Annotated in this window: 14 protein-coding genes; 7 read left to right on the top strand and 7 right to left on the bottom strand. The window is 57.1% G+C overall.

The window, feature by feature from the left end:
- Positions 1-13: 13 nt before the first annotated feature.
- The 3 genes from AC2FLP_RS08430 to AC2FLP_RS08420 all read left to right on the top strand — a co-directional run bounded on the left by AC2FLP_RS08430 (position 14) and on the right by AC2FLP_RS08420 (position 3,824).
- Positions 14-496: a (2Fe-2S)-binding protein gene (locus AC2FLP_RS08430; protein WP_117873381.1), complete on the top strand. Its 483-nt coding sequence runs from the start codon at positions 14-16 to the stop codon at positions 494-496.
- 80 nt (positions 497-576) lie between these two features.
- Entirely contained in the window at positions 577-2,937 is a 2,361-nt protein-coding gene (locus AC2FLP_RS08425) for a xanthine dehydrogenase family protein molybdopterin-binding subunit (protein WP_496683021.1), read from the top strand.
- 95 nt (positions 2,938-3,032) lie between these two features.
- The gene (locus tag AC2FLP_RS08420) at positions 3,033-3,824 is read left to right on the top strand and encodes an FAD binding domain-containing protein (protein WP_299898236.1); all 792 of its coding nucleotides are present in this window, start codon (positions 3,033-3,035) and stop codon (positions 3,822-3,824) included.
- A 46-nt stretch (positions 3,825-3,870) separates the two neighbouring features.
- Here AC2FLP_RS08420 and AC2FLP_RS08415 read toward each other — a convergent pair whose 3' ends face one another.
- From AC2FLP_RS08415 to AC2FLP_RS08400, 4 genes are all read right to left on the bottom strand, one after another.
- Positions 3,871-4,758 carry an FAD:protein FMN transferase gene (locus AC2FLP_RS08415; RefSeq protein WP_299898238.1) on the bottom strand — a complete coding sequence of 296 codons (888 nt, stop codon included), beginning with the start codon at positions 4,756-4,758 and terminating at the stop codon, positions 3,871-3,873.
- On the bottom strand, positions 4,755-6,794 hold the full coding sequence (locus AC2FLP_RS08410) for a 4Fe-4S binding protein (RefSeq protein ID WP_299898240.1): 2,040 nt from the start codon (positions 6,792-6,794) through the stop codon (positions 4,755-4,757). The genes AC2FLP_RS08415 and AC2FLP_RS08410 overlap by 4 nt, the downstream gene beginning before the upstream one ends.
- Before the next feature lie 415 nt (positions 6,795-7,209).
- Positions 7,210-9,036 (bottom strand): BCCT family transporter, encoded by a 1,827-nt coding sequence (locus AC2FLP_RS08405; RefSeq protein ID WP_496683026.1) that lies wholly within the window; start codon positions 9,034-9,036, stop codon positions 7,210-7,212.
- Between the two features lie 424 nt (positions 9,037-9,460).
- Positions 9,461-10,405 (bottom strand): PDR/VanB family oxidoreductase, encoded by a 945-nt coding sequence (locus AC2FLP_RS08400; RefSeq protein ID WP_496683029.1) that lies wholly within the window; start codon positions 10,403-10,405, stop codon positions 9,461-9,463.
- 122 nt (positions 10,406-10,527) lie between these two features.
- Between AC2FLP_RS08400 and AC2FLP_RS08395 the strand changes: the two genes are divergently transcribed.
- The 4 genes from AC2FLP_RS08395 to AC2FLP_RS08380 all read left to right on the top strand — a co-directional run bounded on the left by AC2FLP_RS08395 (position 10,528) and on the right by AC2FLP_RS08380 (position 14,238).
- Positions 10,528-11,451: a LysR substrate-binding domain-containing protein gene (locus AC2FLP_RS08395; RefSeq protein WP_496710053.1), complete on the top strand. Its 924-nt coding sequence runs from the start codon at positions 10,528-10,530 to the stop codon at positions 11,449-11,451.
- Positions 11,452-11,553: 102 nt separating this feature from the next.
- On the top strand, positions 11,554-12,711 hold the full coding sequence (locus AC2FLP_RS08390; RefSeq protein WP_299898249.1) for an aromatic ring-hydroxylating oxygenase subunit alpha: 1,158 nt from the start codon (positions 11,554-11,556) through the stop codon (positions 12,709-12,711).
- A 210-nt stretch (positions 12,712-12,921) separates the two neighbouring features.
- Entirely contained in the window at positions 12,922-13,161 is a 240-nt protein-coding gene (locus AC2FLP_RS08385) for a hypothetical protein (RefSeq protein WP_117873399.1), read from the top strand.
- A gap of 45 nt (positions 13,162-13,206) precedes the next feature.
- A complete protein-coding gene (locus AC2FLP_RS08380; protein ID WP_117873401.1) occupies positions 13,207-14,238 on the top strand; it encodes a GlxA family transcriptional regulator in 1,032 nt (343 codons plus the stop codon).
- Here the strand turns inward: AC2FLP_RS08380 and AC2FLP_RS08375 are convergent.
- From AC2FLP_RS08375 to AC2FLP_RS08365, 3 genes are read right to left on the bottom strand one after another with little or no spacing between them, the layout of a single operon-like run.
- Positions 14,197-14,760, bottom strand: coding sequence for a sarcosine oxidase subunit gamma (locus tag AC2FLP_RS08375; protein WP_162896894.1), 564 nt, complete (start codon positions 14,758-14,760; stop codon positions 14,197-14,199). The two genes, AC2FLP_RS08380 and AC2FLP_RS08375, sit on opposite strands and share 42 nt — an antisense overlap.
- Positions 14,753-17,707 carry a sarcosine oxidase subunit alpha family protein gene (locus tag AC2FLP_RS08370; RefSeq protein WP_496683034.1) on the bottom strand — a complete coding sequence of 985 codons (2,955 nt, stop codon included), beginning with the start codon at positions 17,705-17,707 and terminating at the stop codon, positions 14,753-14,755. The genes AC2FLP_RS08375 and AC2FLP_RS08370 overlap by 8 nt, the downstream gene beginning before the upstream one ends.
- A complete protein-coding gene (locus tag AC2FLP_RS08365) occupies positions 17,704-17,991 on the bottom strand; it encodes a sarcosine oxidase subunit delta (RefSeq protein ID WP_117873407.1) in 288 nt (95 codons plus the stop codon). The genes AC2FLP_RS08370 and AC2FLP_RS08365 overlap by 4 nt, the downstream gene beginning before the upstream one ends.
- Positions 17,992-17,995: the final 4 nt, after the last annotated feature.

Here is a 17,995-nt window from a genome sequence, read left to right as displayed (position 1 = left end):
GGAGGAGAAAGTCATGAAGATTTCCATGACCGTGAACGGCAAAGCTGTGAGCGGAGAAGTCGAAGGCCGGACATTGCTGTCCGGTTTTCTGCGCGATCATCTGTCTTTGACGGGGACGCATGTAGGGTGCGACACCGCGCAGTGTGGCGCATGCGTGGTACATGTGAATGGCGAGGCGGTGAAGTCGTGCAACATGCTGGCTGCTGAAGCAGATGGCGCTGATGTCGGAACTATTGAAGGTCAGGCATCGCCGGATGGTTCGCTGAACGTTATCCAACAGGCCTTTCAGGATCACCACGGCCTTCAGTGCGGATTCTGCACGCCGGGCATGGTGATGAGTGCGGCAGCGCTGCTGAAAGAGAACCCACGCCCGACCGAGGCCGAAATCCGGAAGTATCTGGAAGGCAATCTGTGCCGCTGCACAGGGTACCATAACATCGTCAAAGCAATCATGGCCGCATCCGGTCAGGACGTTGGCAGCATAGCTGCAGAATGATGCCGCTGCGGGCGTGATCGTTACGCCCGTGGGATGAGTAAGGGATGCTACAGCATCCGTTTATGGGAGGAGAACAAGCAATGCCCAAAGACAGTGGCATCGGAGCCAGTTCCAAGCGGCGTGAAGACGTACGCTTTCTGACCGGAGCAGGCAATTACACCGACGACATCAACGTACATGGCCAGGCCTATGTACATTTTCTGCGGTCCGACATCGCACATGGCCGTATCAAATCCCTGGATACATCGGCAGCCGAAGGGATGCCGGGCGTGGTCAAGGTTTTTACCGGCAAGGATTTTGAAGGCGTGGGCGGGATGCCCTGCGGCTGGGAAGTGACCGACAAGCACGGCGCGCCGATGCAGGAGCCGCCTCACCCCATTCTGGCGCAGGGCAAAGTACGCCATGTGGGTGATCCCATTGCTGCCGTTGTGGCCGACAGTCTGGAACAGGCACGCGACGCGGCTGAGGCAATCGATGTGGACATCGAAGAGCTTCCTGCCGTGATCGACATGAAAGCCGCCGCGCAAGAGGGTGCGACGCTGGTCCATGATGATCTGACGAACAACGTCTGCTATGACTGGCAGCTGGGTGAAGCGGACGACGCCAAGGTGAATGAGGTGTTTGCCAACGCGGCCCACGTCACCACTCTGGATCTGGTGAACAACCGGTTGGTTGCCAACCCGATGGAACCGCGCGTCGCTGTAGGCGAATACAAGCGTGGCACGGATGAATATACGCTGTTCACCACGTCGCAGAACCCGCATGTGATCCGCCTGCTGATGTGCGCCTTTGTTCTGGGCCTACCCGAGCACAAGGTGCGTGTAGTGGCCCCGGATGTGGGCGGTGGCTTTGGCACCAAGATCTTCCACTATGCGGAAGAGGCATTCTGCACCTTCGCTGCCAAGGCCTGCAATCGCCCGGTCAAATGGACATCGAGCCGGTCCGAGGCGTTCATGTCCGATGCCCATGGCCGTGACCATGTCAGCAAGATCGAGCTGGCACTGGATGCCGACAACAATTTCGTCGGGCTGCGCACCAACACATACGCCAATCTGGGTGCATACCTGTCGACATTCTCCAGTTCGGTTCCGACCTGGCTGCACGGCACGCTGATGGCAGGAAACTACAAGACGCCGGTCATTCAGGTGAACGTGAAGGCGATGTTTACCAACACGGTGCCGGTGGACGCCTATCGCGGTGCAGGCCGCCCCGAGGCGACGTACCAGCTGGAGCGAGTGGTCGATAAAGCCGCACGCGAACTGGGTGTCGATCCGATCGCTCTGCGCCGGCAGAACTTCATCACTCAGTTCCCCTACGACACGCCGGTAGCGCTGACCTACGACACCGGGGATTACAACGGAACGATGGACAAGCTTGAGGCCGCCGCCGATCTGGCAGGTTTTGCAGCGCGACGGGCGCAAAGCGAAGCCAAGGGCAAGCTTCGGGGACTGGGCATCAACTGCTATATCGAGGCTTGCGGCATTGCGCCGTCGAACATCGTCGGCATGCTGGGGGCCCGTGCGGGTCTTTATGATGCCGCGACCGTTCGGGTGAACGCCACCGGTTCGATCAGCGTCATGGTCGGCGCGCACAGCCACGGTCAGGGCCATGAGACGGCCTTCCCGCAGGTTGTGGCAGACATGATCGGCATCGACGAATCGATGGTCGAGATCGTGCATGGCGATACGTCCAAGATTCCGTTTGGCATGGGCACCTATGGCTCGCGTTCGCTCGCGGTTTGTGGTTCGGCGATGGTCAAGGCGACCGAAAAGGTGATCGACAAGGCCAAAAAGATCGCCGCCCACCTGCTGGAAGCGTCCGAGGCAGATATCGAGCTGAAGGACGGTCAGTTCAGCGTTGCGGGTACTGATAAATCAGTGGCCTGGGGTGATGTGACTCTGACAGCTTATGTCCCGCACAACTATCCGCTGGAGGTAGAGCCCGGGTTGGAAGAAACTGCTTTCTATGACCCGGCCAACTTTACCTTCCCATCCGGGGCATATGCCTGCGAAGTCGAGGTTGATCCCGAGACCGGCAAGGTCAGCATCGAAGCCTTCACAGCCGCAGATGACTTCGGCAACATCGTTAACCCGATGATCGTGGATGGTCAGGTGCACGGTGGTATCGGTCAGGGTATCGGTCAGGCGCTTCTGGAAAACTGCGCCTACGATGAAAACGGTCAGCTTCTTAGCGCATCCTTCATGGACTACGCGATGCCGCGTGCGGATGACGTGCCATTCTACGGTGTCGATCATTCCAGCCAGACACCCTGTACGCACAACCCATTGGGCGTGAAGGGCTGCGGCGAAGCCGGCGCGATTGGCTCGCCACCTGCAGTGGTGAACGCGGTTCTTGATGCGCTGAACTCGGGGGGCAAGGCGGTGGACCACATCGACATGCCGGTAAGCCCGTCGCGCGTCTGGGCGGCGATGAACAGCTAAGAGGAGAGGGCGGACCGGGGGCCAGACCCCGGACCCCCGAGATATTTTTAGCCAGATGAAGGGCGGATCCGCGCCTTTCGGAAAGGAAAAACGAAATGTACAGTTTCGAGTTTGAGAAACCCTCGACCATTGCTGATGCGGTTGCCGCACTGACGGCCGAAGATGCGCAGGCGTTGGGAGGCGGACAGACGCTGATCCCCACGTTGAAGCAACGGTTGGCGGCCCCCTCCAAGTTGGTGTCGATGAGCGGAATTCCCGAGATGCAAGGCGTTTGCGTCGAGGATGATGGATCGGTGTCGATCGGTGGGGCGACATCGCACGCCGTGGTGGCCCGCGAGGCTGCAGGAATGCATCCTGCGCTTGCCGCGCTGGCCGGTCAGATCGGCGATCCGGCGGTGCGCAATCGCGGGACCATTGGCGGTTCGGTTGCCAACAATGACCCTGCGGCCTGTTATCCTGCAGGCGTGTTGGGATCAGGGGCAACTGTTGTGACCAATACACGCCAGATCGCAGCCGATGACTATTTCCAGGGAATGTTCACGACCGCGCTGGATGAAGGAGAGATCATCACGTCGATCCGTTTCCCGGTACCGCAAGCGGCGAGCTATCAAAAGTTCCTGCAGCCGGCGTCGCGTTTTGCGCTTGTCGGGGTCTACCTGGCCCGCTTCGCAGACGGAGTACGCGTCGCTGTAACCGGCGCGAGCGAGGACGGAGTTTTCCGGTGGTCCGAGGCTGAACAGGCGCTGAACAAAGAATTTCGCCCTGATGCCCTTATGGACCTGCGCGTGAACCCGGCAAACATGATTGCGGATCTGCATGGGAGCAAAGAATACCGAGCACATCTCGTTTCGGTCATGACCAAACGCGCGGTTGCAGACTGCCTATAATCCACTCTCAAAGAACTCGAAAAGCCTCGGTGTGATCCGGGGCTTTTTATCCTTGCAGCGTGACCACTTTTCCACTGGGGCGAACACAGATCGCGATGTAATCGCCGGCTGCTCGCGCGAGGGTCGCTGCAATTTCTGACTCTGAGGCGTAACAGAATGCTGTTGAAAGCGCATCTGCTGCCGCAGCATCCGGCGCCTGGATACTGACCGTTGACCAAAGCGGTGCGTATTCGCCCATCGGGTCGATGATGTGAGCGCCGCCAGACCGCAGGCGCATGACGCCGGGACTGGACGTAGCGATGGCGCGGTCTTTCAAATGCGTTACTTCGACAAGTCCGTGCACTGGATCCGAGACGCCCAGCAGCCACTGACGACCACTTGCATAATACTCTCCGATATTGACCAGGACCTTTTCCCACCCGGCCTTGCGCAAGGCGTGTACGATCAGATCGGTGGCGAAACCTTGAGCGATTCCATTCAGGGTAAGCGCTTGACCTTGACCCAGCTGCACTCGGTTCTTGGATAGACGTACGCGATCCCATCCAATCAGCGCTCGAGCGTATTGAACTTCTTTCACTGAAGTCGCTTGCCAAAGTGGCTGAACCGTCGGATCAAAGCGACCATTCGTGAGGTCGTAAGCCGCATTGCACGCTTGCAAGAGAGACACGAAAGCGGGATCGGGGCTTTTGAGATGCCCTGCTCGGTTGAGTTCAGATAGGGCGGAGTCCGGGCGGTACAGGCTGAACAACGTTTCGCATTTTTCCAAAATGGATCGCAGACTGGCAATGGCATGTTTTGCCTCCACAGGGTCGGCATCCAGTGTCAGACCGATATCGGCCCCCATGGCGTAGCCCCGCCAACGGGTAGGCAGCGCATGAGATGGAGATGCCAATGCAGCAGCAGAAATGGCCAGAAAGCGCCGGCGATTGATCATTCGGCAGCGACCTCTCTTGTGCGACGACGAGCCGCGACGATCAGAGGAACACAGCGGTTGCGGTCATCGTGTATGGCGACGCAGTCGAGACACTGAAAACACTCATCATACTGGATTTGACCGGTTTGCTTGATCGCGCCATATTTACATTTGACCTTGCACAGCTGACAGGGTGACCCGCATTCGGCACGGCGCTCGATCCAGTCGCGGCCGCGAAGCAATCCGCCTAGCGCAAGGAACGCGCCCAAAGGGCAGACATAGCGGCAAAAGCCCTTGAACAAAACCATACTCAATACCAGCCAGAAGGCGGCGTAGGCGACGTAATACCATTCCCGGACAAAGAATGTCGTGATTGCCGTTTTGAATGGCTCAACCTCTGCCGCTTTGTCGACCTGATCAGGCGCAGCAAGCACAACCACCAGCAACGCCATCAGAACCGCGTATTTTAGCCACTTCAAACGGTTGTCCCATTTTGGCGTCGGTTCGATTTGACGTATGCGCAGAGCTTTGCCGAGATGATGCGCGAATTCCTGAAGAGCGCCGAAAGGGCAGAGCCACCCGCAAAACAATCCCCTGCCCCATACGATCAGACCTGCAAGTGTCACCATCCAGATCAGCAACGAGAACGGATCATAGAGCAGGAAGGTAAAACTACCGCCGTCCAGGGTAGTGCGCAAAGCTCCTAAAACCGTGACGATCGACAATTGCCCCTGGCCCCACCAACCAACGAAGACCGTGACAAAGGCCAGAACAGCAAGACGTATGGGAGTAAACAGTGGCTGGGCGGCCAAAGCATTCATTCGCAGTGCCAAACCGGCCAACAGAACAGTCAGAAACAGGCTCAGAATGATCAGATCGGATTGGCGATTTCGCAGCGCTTCAAGCCAGGGCGGTGCCGGTGCAATCTGCTCTGGTCGATCAAAGAACCTCTCAGGAGTGACGTGTGCAACCTCCAAAGTGACAGAACCAGTTTCAGGCTGGAACATGCCATGTTCGCGAACCGAAAGAACCTTTAGCACCCATTCCCGGGAAGGGTCGAAGCCCAAGCGCCGGTCAGTGCGCAAGATCATGGCGACACCATCGGGTATGTCGTCGGCCAACTCGACCAACAGATCGGCGTCCCGTAGAGCGACAGGCAAACCGCCCTGTTCTGCCGAAATCCAGTCGGGTGATGTATTGCGGACGAAATCTTCGCTGACCAAACCATGGCGTGCTGTTTCGATCACAAGGATCGGTTCGTCATTGTCCGAAATTTCCATGAAGCGCTGTAACTCTTCATAGCTGTCTTGGGACAAGACAGCGCGAGCGATGGACTTCGGACCCACATCTACAACCCAGAGGTCCAGATAAGGGTCGTCGGGGTTGTCCTGCGCCTCGGGATCGTCATCTTCCCACAGGGTGCCATCGAACAGAGCGTCAACTTCCGCATTGGTGTAAACCTTGCGTGTCGCGATGCCTTGACCGACCAGATCCTGCCAGTTGAGTTCCTCTTCATAATCTGGATTCGGAAATGCAGGCGGTGCGCTTGCCAATCCCTGCATTTTCTCGCGCGCGACGGCCAAAGCCGCGCCCATGACGGTTTCATGCGCGATCCGCACACTTGCTGTCGCCTTTGTAACCCCGTCCAAATAAACCAATGAGGATCCGCGTGCTGCATCGCCGTACGGGTTTCCGACAACGATCGAATCCGATATCGAAAGGCCCCCATATTGTTCGAAAAATTTATGGAACGGGGCCTCTCCCAGCCCTGAGACAAATATCGGCTCGTTATGTTCGATCAACTGCACGTCCAGAAAACGCCCTTCAAGATCCAGCACGATCAGAATATTGATCGGCGCGCCGGAAAAACCGGGTAGCGGTACTAAAGGTTCCGATTCAAAGACGTATCCCGCTTCGGCCCCACCGGAGTTCAGCAGGCTGTAGACGCCGTTTTCGTTCAACGCCTCTCCCAAGGAGAACGGCGCACGGATGTAGGGCTCCATATCTTCACGCGACAATGGTTCGGCCAAAACCGCCAGGCTGCTGAACAGCAGCATCAGACTTCCCAGGAGCACGCGCATGGTCGAAAGACTAACTTTCCGTCCCGCAATGGGACATTCGACGAAAGTCCTAAGTGCCTGCGCGGCCACCCTCGGGCAGCCCTGCGTTCAATGCTGGTCGTTAAAGCGATTGGTTACCGCAGCCCTGCCAAAGTTGCGAGCACAAGGAACCCGACTTCAGCAGGTGTTTCCGGCCCCGGTCGGCAAAAAAGTCACCACGGCACCAAGAGCTAACAAAAGCTCCGGATATGCAGCTGTCCGATGAAGAGCTGAACTTGGTTCACAGCTCAGTCCAGCACATCTTCGACCTAGGGGTGATATTGGGTTTTTCACTTAAAAGGCTACGCTCTGCCAAAAAAGAACAGGCCGCCCGGTTAGGACGGCCTGACCCGGTTTTTTCTTAAGCCTATGCTTACTCGGCTGCCTGCGTGCTGCTGGCAGAGTGCTTGTCACGCTGACTGTCGCGGAACAGCGCTTTGGCCAGCGATACGCACATCAGGCCCATCACCATTGTGAACGGAAGCGCACCGATGATCATGGCATTGCGCAGCGCGTCCATCGGGTTGTTTTCACCCGCCGCCAGGATCAGCGCGCCGATCACTGCCGTCAGGATCACACCCCAGATGATGCGGTGCTTGACACCGGTTTCCTGGCTACCACCCGACATGATGGTGTTCATGACCAGAATGCCCGAGTCCGCCGACGTCACCAGGAAGGTCATGATCAGGATCACGCACATGACGTTCAGCATGGACAGCAGCCCACCGTCGATCATGTAGGACAGGGTTACGAACAGCTTGTTGGTGTTCGATGCACCGATGATCGCACCTTCCGCGGCGCCTGCCAGTTCCAGATCGATCGCAGTGCCGCCCAGAACGGTCATCCAGGCAAAGCACACCAGCGCCGGTGCGAACACGCAGCCCAGGATGAACTCGCGAACGCTGCGACCCTTGGAGATGCGCGCCAGAAACAGACCCACGAAGGGCGAGAATGCGATCCACCATGCCCAGTAGAAGGTGGTCCAGCCTGCCTGCCAGCCAAACTGACGTCCTTGCTCACCCGCAGCATATGCCGCGGCCAAGGTTGCTTCGTCCAACTCGGCTGCCGCACCTTCCAGACCGCTTTTGAAGCCATCAAAACTGCCCCATGCGTTGGTCGCGCCCCCCATCAGGTCTGCGGCGTGTGCTTGCGCTTCAGCCGGCAGGGCCGCTGCGAATGCTTCGGCCGACAGCGGGCCATAGGCATTAAAGCTGAGCGACAGGAACTGCAGGATATAATCGACCATCGCAGTTCCGTAGGTGGTCAAGGCAAAGACAAACGAACCGAAGACCACGAAAGTGCCCAGCAAGATGATCGACAGCACCAAGTTCAGGTTCGACAGGTACTTAACACCACGGCCGACACCGGAAACAGCCGAAATGATCGACAGGCACATGATGACCACCAAACCTGAGATCAGACCAACCTTGCTGGGGGTCGGCACAGCTCCGCCCAGATCCATGATCCACTGCATACCAGTGATGGCATAGAGGCCGTCGATGAACTGGCTGACGCCAAAACCGATGGTTACGGACACGCCGAGGATCGTTGCAACAACGCCTAAAACGTCGACCACATGGCCGAAAAAGCCGTTGACGAAGCGACCAAACAGCGGAGTCAACGCCGAGCGGATCGTCAGAGGCATGTCGCGTGTATAAGCGTAGTAGGCCAGCGACAGACCAGTCACCACGTAGATTGCCCAGGCGTGGAAGCCATAATGCAGGAAAGTGAAACGGTAGGCCGATTGCAGTGCTTCGGGCGTGTTACCTTCGACATCACCAGAAACGACAACCGGATTCGAGCCCCAAAGACCCAGCGGTTCTGCTGTCGCAAAGACCATGAGACCGACACCCAGACCGGCACCGAACATCATAGAAAACCATGAGAAGTTGGAAAACTCAGGCTTTTCCCCTGGCGTTCCCATGACCCGACGACCCGTGGAAGGAATGATCGCAACAACGGCAAGGAAAAGGAAGAAGAACCCGACAATGATGATGTAGAAGCTGTTGAAGACTTCAAGCAACTGGCTGTTCAGGCTTCCCAGTGTGCTGTTTGCATTCGCAGGGAAAACCAGGGCCCAAAGGACCAGCCCGACCATGATGGCCTTACTGATCAGGGCAATTGGGACGCTGTAGTTTTCATAGAATCCGGAATTAGCCGTTTCTATTTCAACGTCCGTGAAAGGTTCAGGTATCGACATATCGCGCGTTCCTCCTTGAGTGTCGTTTTTTGTTCTTTAGAAAATAGTGCTGGAAGACACCGCGCTGCACGGTGTGGACCATCATGCACGATGCACAAACTGATGATGAGTTGTGTTCAGCCCAGGTGTGGGCTTGCAGTAAAAACGCGTGCTCCCATTACGTTCCTTACTGCAGATCTCCTCCCGATTAATCGCTACCAGCCGACTTCCCTGGTCCTAGTGATAAGTCAGCATGTCTTTAAACATGATCGCAGCGTCGTAAGTGGTTATTGGGCTTCCAACTTCGAAACACCTATAGCATGGGTTAAGTGTTCTAATTTGAAAATCCGACACTTCGATTACGTGAAACGACTATAAAACTCACTCGTTTTCGATGTTAGCGAGAACAGTGCGATGCTATGAATTGCGGTGGTTATCATACTGTCTATAGCTTCAGGACCAGTTTCTCGGACTTGGCCCGCGATACACAGGTGCACAGGAACTCGTGGCTTTCCTGTTCTTGCGGTGTGAGTATTCCGTCGCGGTGGTCGACCTTTCCTGACACCACGTCAACAATGCAGGACCCGCACAACCCTTCGGAACAGCCGAAATCGACCTGCACGCCGTTGTTTTGCAATACTTCGAGAATGGTCTCCTCTTTGCCGACCGGGTAGATCGCGCCGGTTGACTGAATTTCGACCTGGAATTCGGCGTTTGTGTCGTGCTCGATATCAGATGCGGCTGCAAATCGTTCAAAATGGATTGCACCGCCGCGCAAGGATGCACTTGCTTCAAGAACAGCATTCAGCATCGGTTCAGGTCCGCAGGTATATACATCCGCACCCATTGGCATCGATTGCATGACCGATGCCAAATCAAACTGACCGTCGGTGTCATCGCAGTGCAAATGATACCATTCATCCAATCCAAACGTTCGGAACTGCGCATCCATCGCGGCATATTCCCTTGACCGTACCAGGTAATAGACCCGAAAATCCTGCCCTCGGTTCATCAATTCCCGCGCCATTGCCACCAGCGGCGTCGCCCCAATGCCGCCTGCAATCAACGTGACGTGCCGATCATGGCTTTCGAGTTTGAAGTGATTTCGCGGCCCGCCGATTTCGACCATCGACCCATCTTGCAACGCGTGCATCGCCACCGAGCCGCCACGCCCTGCGTCGTCACGTTTGACGGCGACATTGATCAAGCGACCGTCTTGGCTCCAGCTCCACAGTGAATACTGCCGCACCAGATCGTCGGCCAGATGAACATCGACATGTGCCCCGGGTTGAAGGCCCGTGAAGCGGCCGTTTTTGACCTCAAAGCAAAAATCGGACGTGTCCGGGCTCAGCTGTGTTTTGCGCACGAGGCGAGCAACTTGTGTATCCATCACACGTCCTGTTCGTTCTTGATCGAATTCGATCCTGTACCAGACGGCAAACAGCAGGAAAAAACATAGATTTCAATTGCAAATTTTCTCACATTCGGATGAATGGAACTCACCTCTATCCCTTGAGTAACGCAGCAGCCATGTCACGACGCCACTACAATCTTCCTCCGCTCACGACATTGTCGGCCTTTGAGGCCGCTGCCCGGCATCTCAGCTTCAAAGAAGCTGCAGGTGAACTGTCCGTTACGCCGGGTGCTGTCAGCCACCAGATAAAAGCGCTGGAAGGCGAATTGGGTTCAGCGTTGTTTGTCAGAAAGCACCGGGGCGTGGAACTGACCGAGGATGGTCAGGACCTGTTCGAAGTTCTCGGTTCGTCGTTCCGGCAGGTATCGAAGGTGCTTGAAAAGATACGAAGCGGTGATTCAGAGAATCCGGTGACGGTCGGGTCCACTACCGCTGTGGCGGCATTGTGGCTTTCTCCTTCGGTCATCCGGTTCTGGCAGGACTATCCGTACGTCAAAGTGAACCAGATGGCGCAGGACAAGCCATTCTCGGACAGACCGGATATCGACTTTTTCATCCGCTACGGCCGTGACGTGAACTCGCAGCTGAACCATACCAAACTGTACCGTGATACTTTGACGCCAGTCTGTAGCCCCGAGATGGCCTTGGAACTGAAGGGGGCAAGCCTGGAAGATCTGGTCGAGCGTCGCCTGATCCACCTTGAAACGCAGGACAACACCTGGACCACCTGGCCATCTTGGTTTCACGACGTTGGATACACCGGAGTTGTACCGGTGCAGTCGCGCGTGAACAGCTATGCGTTGGCGTTGCAGTTGGCCCGCAAAGGGGCTGGACTTGCATTGGGGTGGAAACGCTTGATCCAACCCATGTTGACCTCGGGAAAACTTGTTGCGCTGGAAGAATTCAGCATACCCGCCCCGAACAATTTTTATCTCGTCGGTCGCCCGGACGACCAACTGACAGAAGGTGCCCTGGCCTTGAAAAACTGGTTGCTGGATGAATTGTCCGGGAGTTCGGTTTAGTTTGCCTCAATCGGTCATTAGGTTTTTTGATATTGAATGAAGCTGGCTCGACCGGCCAATGGGGTAACGTTTAACGCATTCCGAATTACTCAGGAGCAACCGATGAACAAGCATTCAAGGCTTTCGTCTGTTCTGACCCCGGTAAACACCGCCAAGGGTCTGCCGAACGAGCATTATGTCGATCCCGCTGTCTTCGCCGAGGAACGGGATGCGGTCCTGTTTGCGAACTGGTCTGGCATCGGTTTCGGCAAGGACATTCCCGAAGCGGGTGATGCCTATCCGATCGACTTTCTTGGCACGCCGCTTCTGATGGTGCGCGACCGTGACGGACAGATAGGTGTTTTCCAGAACACCTGTCGTCATCGCGGAATGATTTTGGTCGACAAGCCGCAGAAAATCCGTGGCGCGATCCGTTGCCCCTATCACAGCTGGTGCTATGGCCTGAATGGCGAGTTGCGCACTGCGCCGCATGTCGGCGGCCCCGGACGGAACACGCATGAAGATCTGGACTTCGCCGAACTGGGCCTGATCCGCATTCGTTCTTATGTCTGGCGTGACGTTATCTTCGTCAATGTGGATGGCAAAGCCCCGGAATTCGAAGAGGTCCATGGCGAGTTGATGGAACGCTGGAAAGATTTCGATCAGCCGATGTATCATGGCGGTGCCGGCGCGTCTGTCCGGCTGGAGCTGGAGTCGAACTGGAAACTGGCGGTCGAGAACTTCTGCGAAAGCTATCACTTGCCTTGGGTTCACCCGGGTCTTAACAGCTATTCGCGCCTAGAAGACCACTACAACATCAATGAACTGGGCAAGTATTCGGGTCAGGGCACTTATGTTTATCGTCAGTTCGAAGGTCAGAACGGCGAGAAACTGGATGACTTCCAGAATCTGAGCGAACAGTGGCACGAAGGTGCGGAATACATCGTCGTGTACCCAAACACCCTGCTGGGTGTTCAGCGCGACCATGGCTTTGCCTTCATCATCGATCCGATCACCCATGAGAGGTCGAATGAGAGGATTGAGCTGTACTACACCAAAAAACCGGAAGACGCACCCGAGCACGAAGCGTTGCGCGCAAAGAACGCGCAGCTTTGGAAAACCGTTTTCGAAGAGGATGTGTTCGTGGTTGAGGGCATGCAGAAGGGCCGTCATGGTGTCAAATTCGACGGCGGCCGCTTCTCGCCTGCGATGGATGGTCCAACGCATTGTTTTCACCACTGGGTGGCAACACAGATCGAACAGGCCCGCGAAGAGGCATAGGCGACTTTCTACAGTACAGTCTGGCCCGATCCCAGGTGGTGGCGCACATGCCGAGGGCGGGTCAGATCTCTAACAGCAAGTGTTTGCTGGCGAACTCTCGACCCTGTTTGGTGGCGTTGGAAAATCCGGTTTCAGGCGCGAGAAAGGACTGAAAGCGTTGTATAAATACATGCGCACCAAAAACATCGCGATATCGCTGAAAGGCTGACCTTGGATCTTCAAGAACTCGATGACCAACTGCTGCAGGCCCATGCGGATAGCGATCTGCCGGCGCTGATCCGACTGTACCACGAAGCGGCCAGCCAGGCCGAACAACGTCGGGATCATGACGCGGCCTGTTTCTATCTGACACATGCGTTCGTATTTGCACTGGAATACGGATCCCCCGAAGCGGATGAACTGAACCGCAAACTATACGAACGCGGTCGCGCCCATCGTTTGGCGTTCTGATGAAACCGGTATAACTGGGTTATTGCGGTGGCAAAGAGACAAAGCATGACTCATTTCACATTTCTATGCCTTGAAGACTTCCCGGTTGCTGCCCTGTCCATGGCCATCGACCCGTTACGCGTGGCCAATGAGATCAGCCGCAGGGATGGTCTTGGCTGGACCGTCGTATCAGAAGATGGGCAACCGGTCATGTCCAGCTCACGCCTCAGCTTCAATCCCGACAAGGCATTGTCCGAGGTGGATGAGACAGATGTGGTATTGGTCTTTGCCGGGGCGTCAACCCGGTTCAGGGATCGCAAGGCGTCAGGCGGAGCGCTGCGACGGCTTTTGTCCCATGGCGTGCGGATCGGTTCCGTCAGCGGTTCACTTTTTGCGCTGGCGGAAGAGAGGTTCTTCGATGGTTACAGCTGTAGCGCGCATTTCTGCTATACCGCTGCTTTGAAAGAACAATTTGACAGAGTGACCCTGTGTGACACGCTCTATACCATAGATCGCAACCGAATGTCGTTTGCCGGAACTTCGGCGGTGTTTGAATTTATGCTGGGCGTAATTTCGGATGAGGTATCCGATGCGGTTGCCGTCGAAACGGCCTGCTGGTTTCAATACGCGACTTTGCGTGATGCAGGTACTTTGCAGGTTCTGCCGGGGTATAGCAAAGATCAAACCCGGAATGGCCTGCCACGCCCGGTTCGGCGGGCCATCGAGTTGTTTGCAAACAATATCGAAAACAAGATCTCAATCGAGCAGGTCTCGAAACTCGTTGGTATGTCCATGCGGCAATTGGAACGGCATTTCAAAAAAGAAACCGGAATCAGCCCCGGTGGGTATTATCGCAGATTGCGGCTGGATGCGGCGCGGCAGAAGCTGCTTTATACCGACCAGTCCCTGCAGGAAATCGCGCTGTCGGTCGGGTATGACAGCGCCAGTTCGTTCTCAAGCAATTACCGGCGGGAATTCGGCCTGCCTCCAACACAAGAGCGCAAGGAAAGAAGCCGCGGTGCAAGACACGCGGCCTTGTCCTTCGGTCAACGTCCGTCAAAGGGCTTTGACCACCTCGGTCAGCATTTGGTGAACTGAAATCGCGTAGCTGCGTGGCGCGTAGATCGAGAAATCCGTTCCTGCCTCATTACAGCGCAACAGGCATCCCACATGATGGATTGCAGTGCGGTTGAAGGCTCCGGCCTGCATCTGCTCGACATCCAGAACCGTCAAGCGTTGCAGTAGGTCGATGGCACCCTGCCCGGTCATATCGATGCGTGTAAACACGTCCGACTGATCGGTCACGGACGCTATGCCAGCGAACTCGACCGCCATCCTCCGGGCCAGCTCCAATGGGCCTGTGTATGTTTCTTCGCACAGGTACTGATCCGGGCCCAACCAGTGCAGACTGCTGGTTTCGCCCTGTTCCCATTGCCCCGCGTCAGGCGCCGGGACTCCACAAACGGTTTGAAGCCTGGCCTTCACAGCCTCTTCTTGTCCCAGTCTTGCCGAAACGGATGCCAGTGCCACATCCTCTCGTTCCTGAAAGGTCAGAGGTCCGACCACGTCCCGTTTTGGTTCGGTGCCGCCAATGGCGGTCTTGGCAACAAAATCACGCACGGAGCCGTTCTCCTTCGGGGTCAACGAAATGCGCGCTGACAAGCGTCGCTTTGATGTTGGTGTCATCCACCGGGCTGACAATCTGCACGGTGTCGCCCAATCGCTGCGCCCCGCGTTTTACAAAGGCCAGGCCGATGCTGCTGGACAGGTGCGGCGAATAGGCAGCCGAAGTGACATAGCCCAAATCATTTTCCGGCAGGTGTGGCGCACCGTCGTCAAACACATGGCCGCCTGCCAGCACGGTATCGGCGTTTCTGACCGGCTGGATGCCGACCAAAGCCAGACCATCCGGGTCTGAAAGAGCCTCTCGCCCGCTGAGGGTCGCACCGATACTGTCCTTCTTGGTTGAGACCATGCGCCCCATGCCTAGATTGTGGGCGCTGGTGGTTCCGTTCAGTTCGTTTCCGGTGGCGTGCCCCTTTTCAATCCGCAGAACGCCAAGCGCTTCGGTGCCATACGGGGTTACGCCCAAGGGTTCTCCAAGCGCCATCAAATGTCGTATCAGCGCGTCACCGTACCGGGTTGGCACAGCCAGTTCATAGGCCAGTTCGCCCGAGAACGAGATGCGGAACAACCGCGCCGGGATACCCCCGGCAATGGTCACCTCTCGACACGCCATGAACGAGAAGCCTTCGTTGCTGACGTCAATACCATCATCGACAACCTTGTGCACCAACTCGCGTGATTTCGGGCCCGCTATGGCAAATTGCGCCCAAGCGTCGGTGGTCGAGATCATCTGCACATCCAAGTCCGGGAACAGACATTGATGCACGAATTCCATGTGGCGATAGACGGCCACAGCGTTGGCGGTTGTCGTAGTGACCACAAAGTGATCCTCGGCCAGGCGGGCGGCGGTGCCGTCATCCATGGCTATGCCGTCTTCGCGCAGCATCAGGCCATAGCGGGTTTTGCCCACCGGCAGTTTGGCGAAGCCGTTGCAATAGATCTTGTTGAGGAATTCCGCGGCATCCGCGCCCTGCACGTCGATTTTGCCCAGCGTGGTCACGTCGCAGACGCCGACACCGCTGCGTACTGCCAGAACCTCGCGGTCCACCGACTCGCGCCAATGGGTTTCACCAGCCTTGGGGAACCACTGCGCACGCAACCAAGGGCCCACCTCGACGAATACCGCGCCTTGTTCTTCAGCCCATTGGTGGCTGGGCGTCAGTCGCGTAGGTTTGAACTCTTTCCCGACCGAGCGCCCGGCCCAGGCGCCCATCGCCACAGGCGTGTAAGGTGGCCGGAAGATGGTTGTGCCGGTTTCGGGAATGCTCTTACCGGTGATCTCGGCCATCACGGCCAGCGCGCCGACATTCGCGGTTTTGCCCTGATCGGTCGCCATGCCAAGAGTTGTATAGCGTTTCAGATGCTCGACACTGCGAAACCCTTCCTGTTCGGCCAGTTTGACGTCCTTTACGGTCACGTCATTCTGGAAATCCAGCCAGGCGCGGCTTTTGCCGGGCACGTTCCAGAACGGGGTGATACGGATCGCATCATCCTCAGCTTCCGGCAGGTCGACCGGGCAGGCCGTGATCCCCAACCCGTCAAGCGCCGCAAGTGCCGCATTGGTGCCCGAGGCGATCGCCCCGTGGCTGGTCAGGTTGCCAGCGGCGGCACCGGCGACACCCATACCCTTCGGCAACTCGGCCGGCGGGATGAAGGCTGCAAGCGGTTCGAACCATTGCGGGCGACCGCGTTGGTGGCATGTCAGTTGCACATTCGGGTTCCATCCACCCGAAACGCCCAGACCGCTGACTTCAATCGGGCGGGTCTGACCATCGGCCATCTGCACGGTGATCGATTTCAGCCCCAGACGACCCTGCGCGCCGATGACTTGCGCACCGGCCAGCAATTCACATTCGGCGATGCGCGGTGCATCGCGGCGCGGGTCGATAACAGCGACAACCTTGATCCCGGCTTTGATCAGATCCTGCGCGGCGCGGTGTCCTTCATCGTTGTTGGTGAAGATCGCCACGCGCTTGCCCGGTGTCACAGCCCAGCGGTTTGCATAGGCCCGCATCGCGCCCGCCAGCATTATGCCCGGTCGGTCGTTGTTTTCGAAAGCAATCGGACGTTCGATAGAGCCGGCACAAAGCACCGAGTGCTTCGCGTAAATGCGCCACAGAATCTGGCGTGGTTTCCCCGCTTCGGGCACTGCAAGGTGATCCGAGACCCGCTCAAGCGCGCCGTGAATGCCGTGATCATAGGCGCCGAACACAGTGGTGCGCGTCAGAAGGCGCACATTGTCCATCGACGCCAGCTCTCCCAGTGTCTGCGCGACCCAATCCGCATTCGAAATGCCCTCGAACCGGTCACAGTCAGACAACAGACGCCCACCCATCCGGCTGTCCTCGTCGGCCAGAATGACCCGCGCGCCAGACCGCGCCGCCGTCAAGGCTGCGATCAGGCCAGAAGGACCGGCTCCGATAACCAGTACGTCGCAATGCAAATAGCCTTTGTCGTAGATGTCCGGGTCAGCTTCTTTCGTCAGGTTGCCCAGACCGGCCGCCTTGCGGATCATCGGCTCATAGAGCTTTTCCCAGAACGCCTTGGGCCACATGAAGGTCTTGTAATAGAAACCCGCCGTCAAAAACGGTGAGAACCGGTCATTGATTGACAGCGCGTCGAAGGCGAGCGAGGGCCAGCGGTTCTGCGATGTCGCCTCGAGCCTGTCGAACAATTCAATTGTGGTCGCGCGTGTGTTCGGTTCCTGCCGGTTGCCTGTGCGCAGCTCAACCAGCGCGTTGGGTTCTTCCGAGCCCGAGGCCAGCACACCGCGTGGGCGGTGGTATTTGAACGAGCGGCCAACCAACCGTACGTCATTGGCCAGCAGAGCCGAGGCCAGCGTGTCGCCCTGATAACCTTCGTAGGATCTGCCATCGAAGGTAAAGCGCAGCTTTTTGGACCGGTCGATCAGACCGCCCTGCAAACGATTGTTCTGGGTCATTTTCCCCGCCCCGTCTTGCGGGCTACATCCCGCGCCAGTTCTGTTGCCAGAATTTCATGGGTCAGCGTGTTGCGTGTCACAACAAGCCACGAGCGGTCGCCCTGCTCGTGAAACCACAACTCACGATGGGTTCCTGCGGGGTTGTCGCGCAGGTAGAGATAGTCGTGAAACTCTGCGGCAGCCGAGTCTGATTGCCAGTCGGGCCGATTGATCAGGCTCGCGTCACCCAGATAGGTGAATTCGGATGCGTCTCGCGGACCAAGCAATGGATGATTTATGATCATGTCC

The organism is Ruegeria sp. CDSA141 (assembly GCF_059612005.1).
This window is presented reverse-complemented; position numbering and strand designations above follow the sequence as displayed.

Bases quoted from the DNA above. Each gene is read 5' to 3' on its own strand.
- AC2FLP_RS08400 (WP_496683029.1), bottom strand. From the start codon at position 10,405: ATGGATACACAAGTTGCTCGCCTCGTGCGCAAAACACAGCTGAGCCCG.
- AC2FLP_RS08405 (WP_496683026.1), bottom strand. From the start codon at position 9,036: ATGTCGATACCTGAACCTTTCACGGACGTTGAAATAGAAACGGCTAAT.
- AC2FLP_RS08425 (WP_496683021.1), top strand. From the start codon at position 577: ATGCCCAAAGACAGTGGCATCGGAGCCAGTTCCAAGCGGCGTGAAGAC.
- AC2FLP_RS08430 (WP_117873381.1), top strand. From the start codon at position 14: ATGAAGATTTCCATGACCGTGAACGGCAAAGCTGTGAGCGGAGAAGTC.
- AC2FLP_RS08415 (WP_299898238.1), bottom strand. From the start codon at position 4,758: ATGATCAATCGCCGGCGCTTTCTGGCCATTTCTGCTGCTGCATTGGCA.
- AC2FLP_RS08370 (WP_496683034.1), bottom strand. From the start codon at position 17,707: ATGACCCAGAACAATCGTTTGCAGGGCGGTCTGATCGACCGGTCCAAA.
- AC2FLP_RS08410 (WP_299898240.1), bottom strand. From the start codon at position 6,794: ATGCTGCTGTTCAGCAGCCTGGCGGTTTTGGCCGAACCATTGTCGCGT.
- AC2FLP_RS08365 (WP_117873407.1), bottom strand. From the start codon at position 17,991: ATGATCATAAATCATCCATTGCTTGGTCCGCGAGACGCATCCGAATTC.
- AC2FLP_RS08390 (WP_299898249.1), top strand. From the start codon at position 11,554: ATGAACAAGCATTCAAGGCTTTCGTCTGTTCTGACCCCGGTAAACACC.
- AC2FLP_RS08380 (WP_117873401.1), top strand. From the start codon at position 13,207: ATGACTCATTTCACATTTCTATGCCTTGAAGACTTCCCGGTTGCTGCC.
- AC2FLP_RS08420 (WP_299898236.1), top strand. From the start codon at position 3,033: ATGTACAGTTTCGAGTTTGAGAAACCCTCGACCATTGCTGATGCGGTT.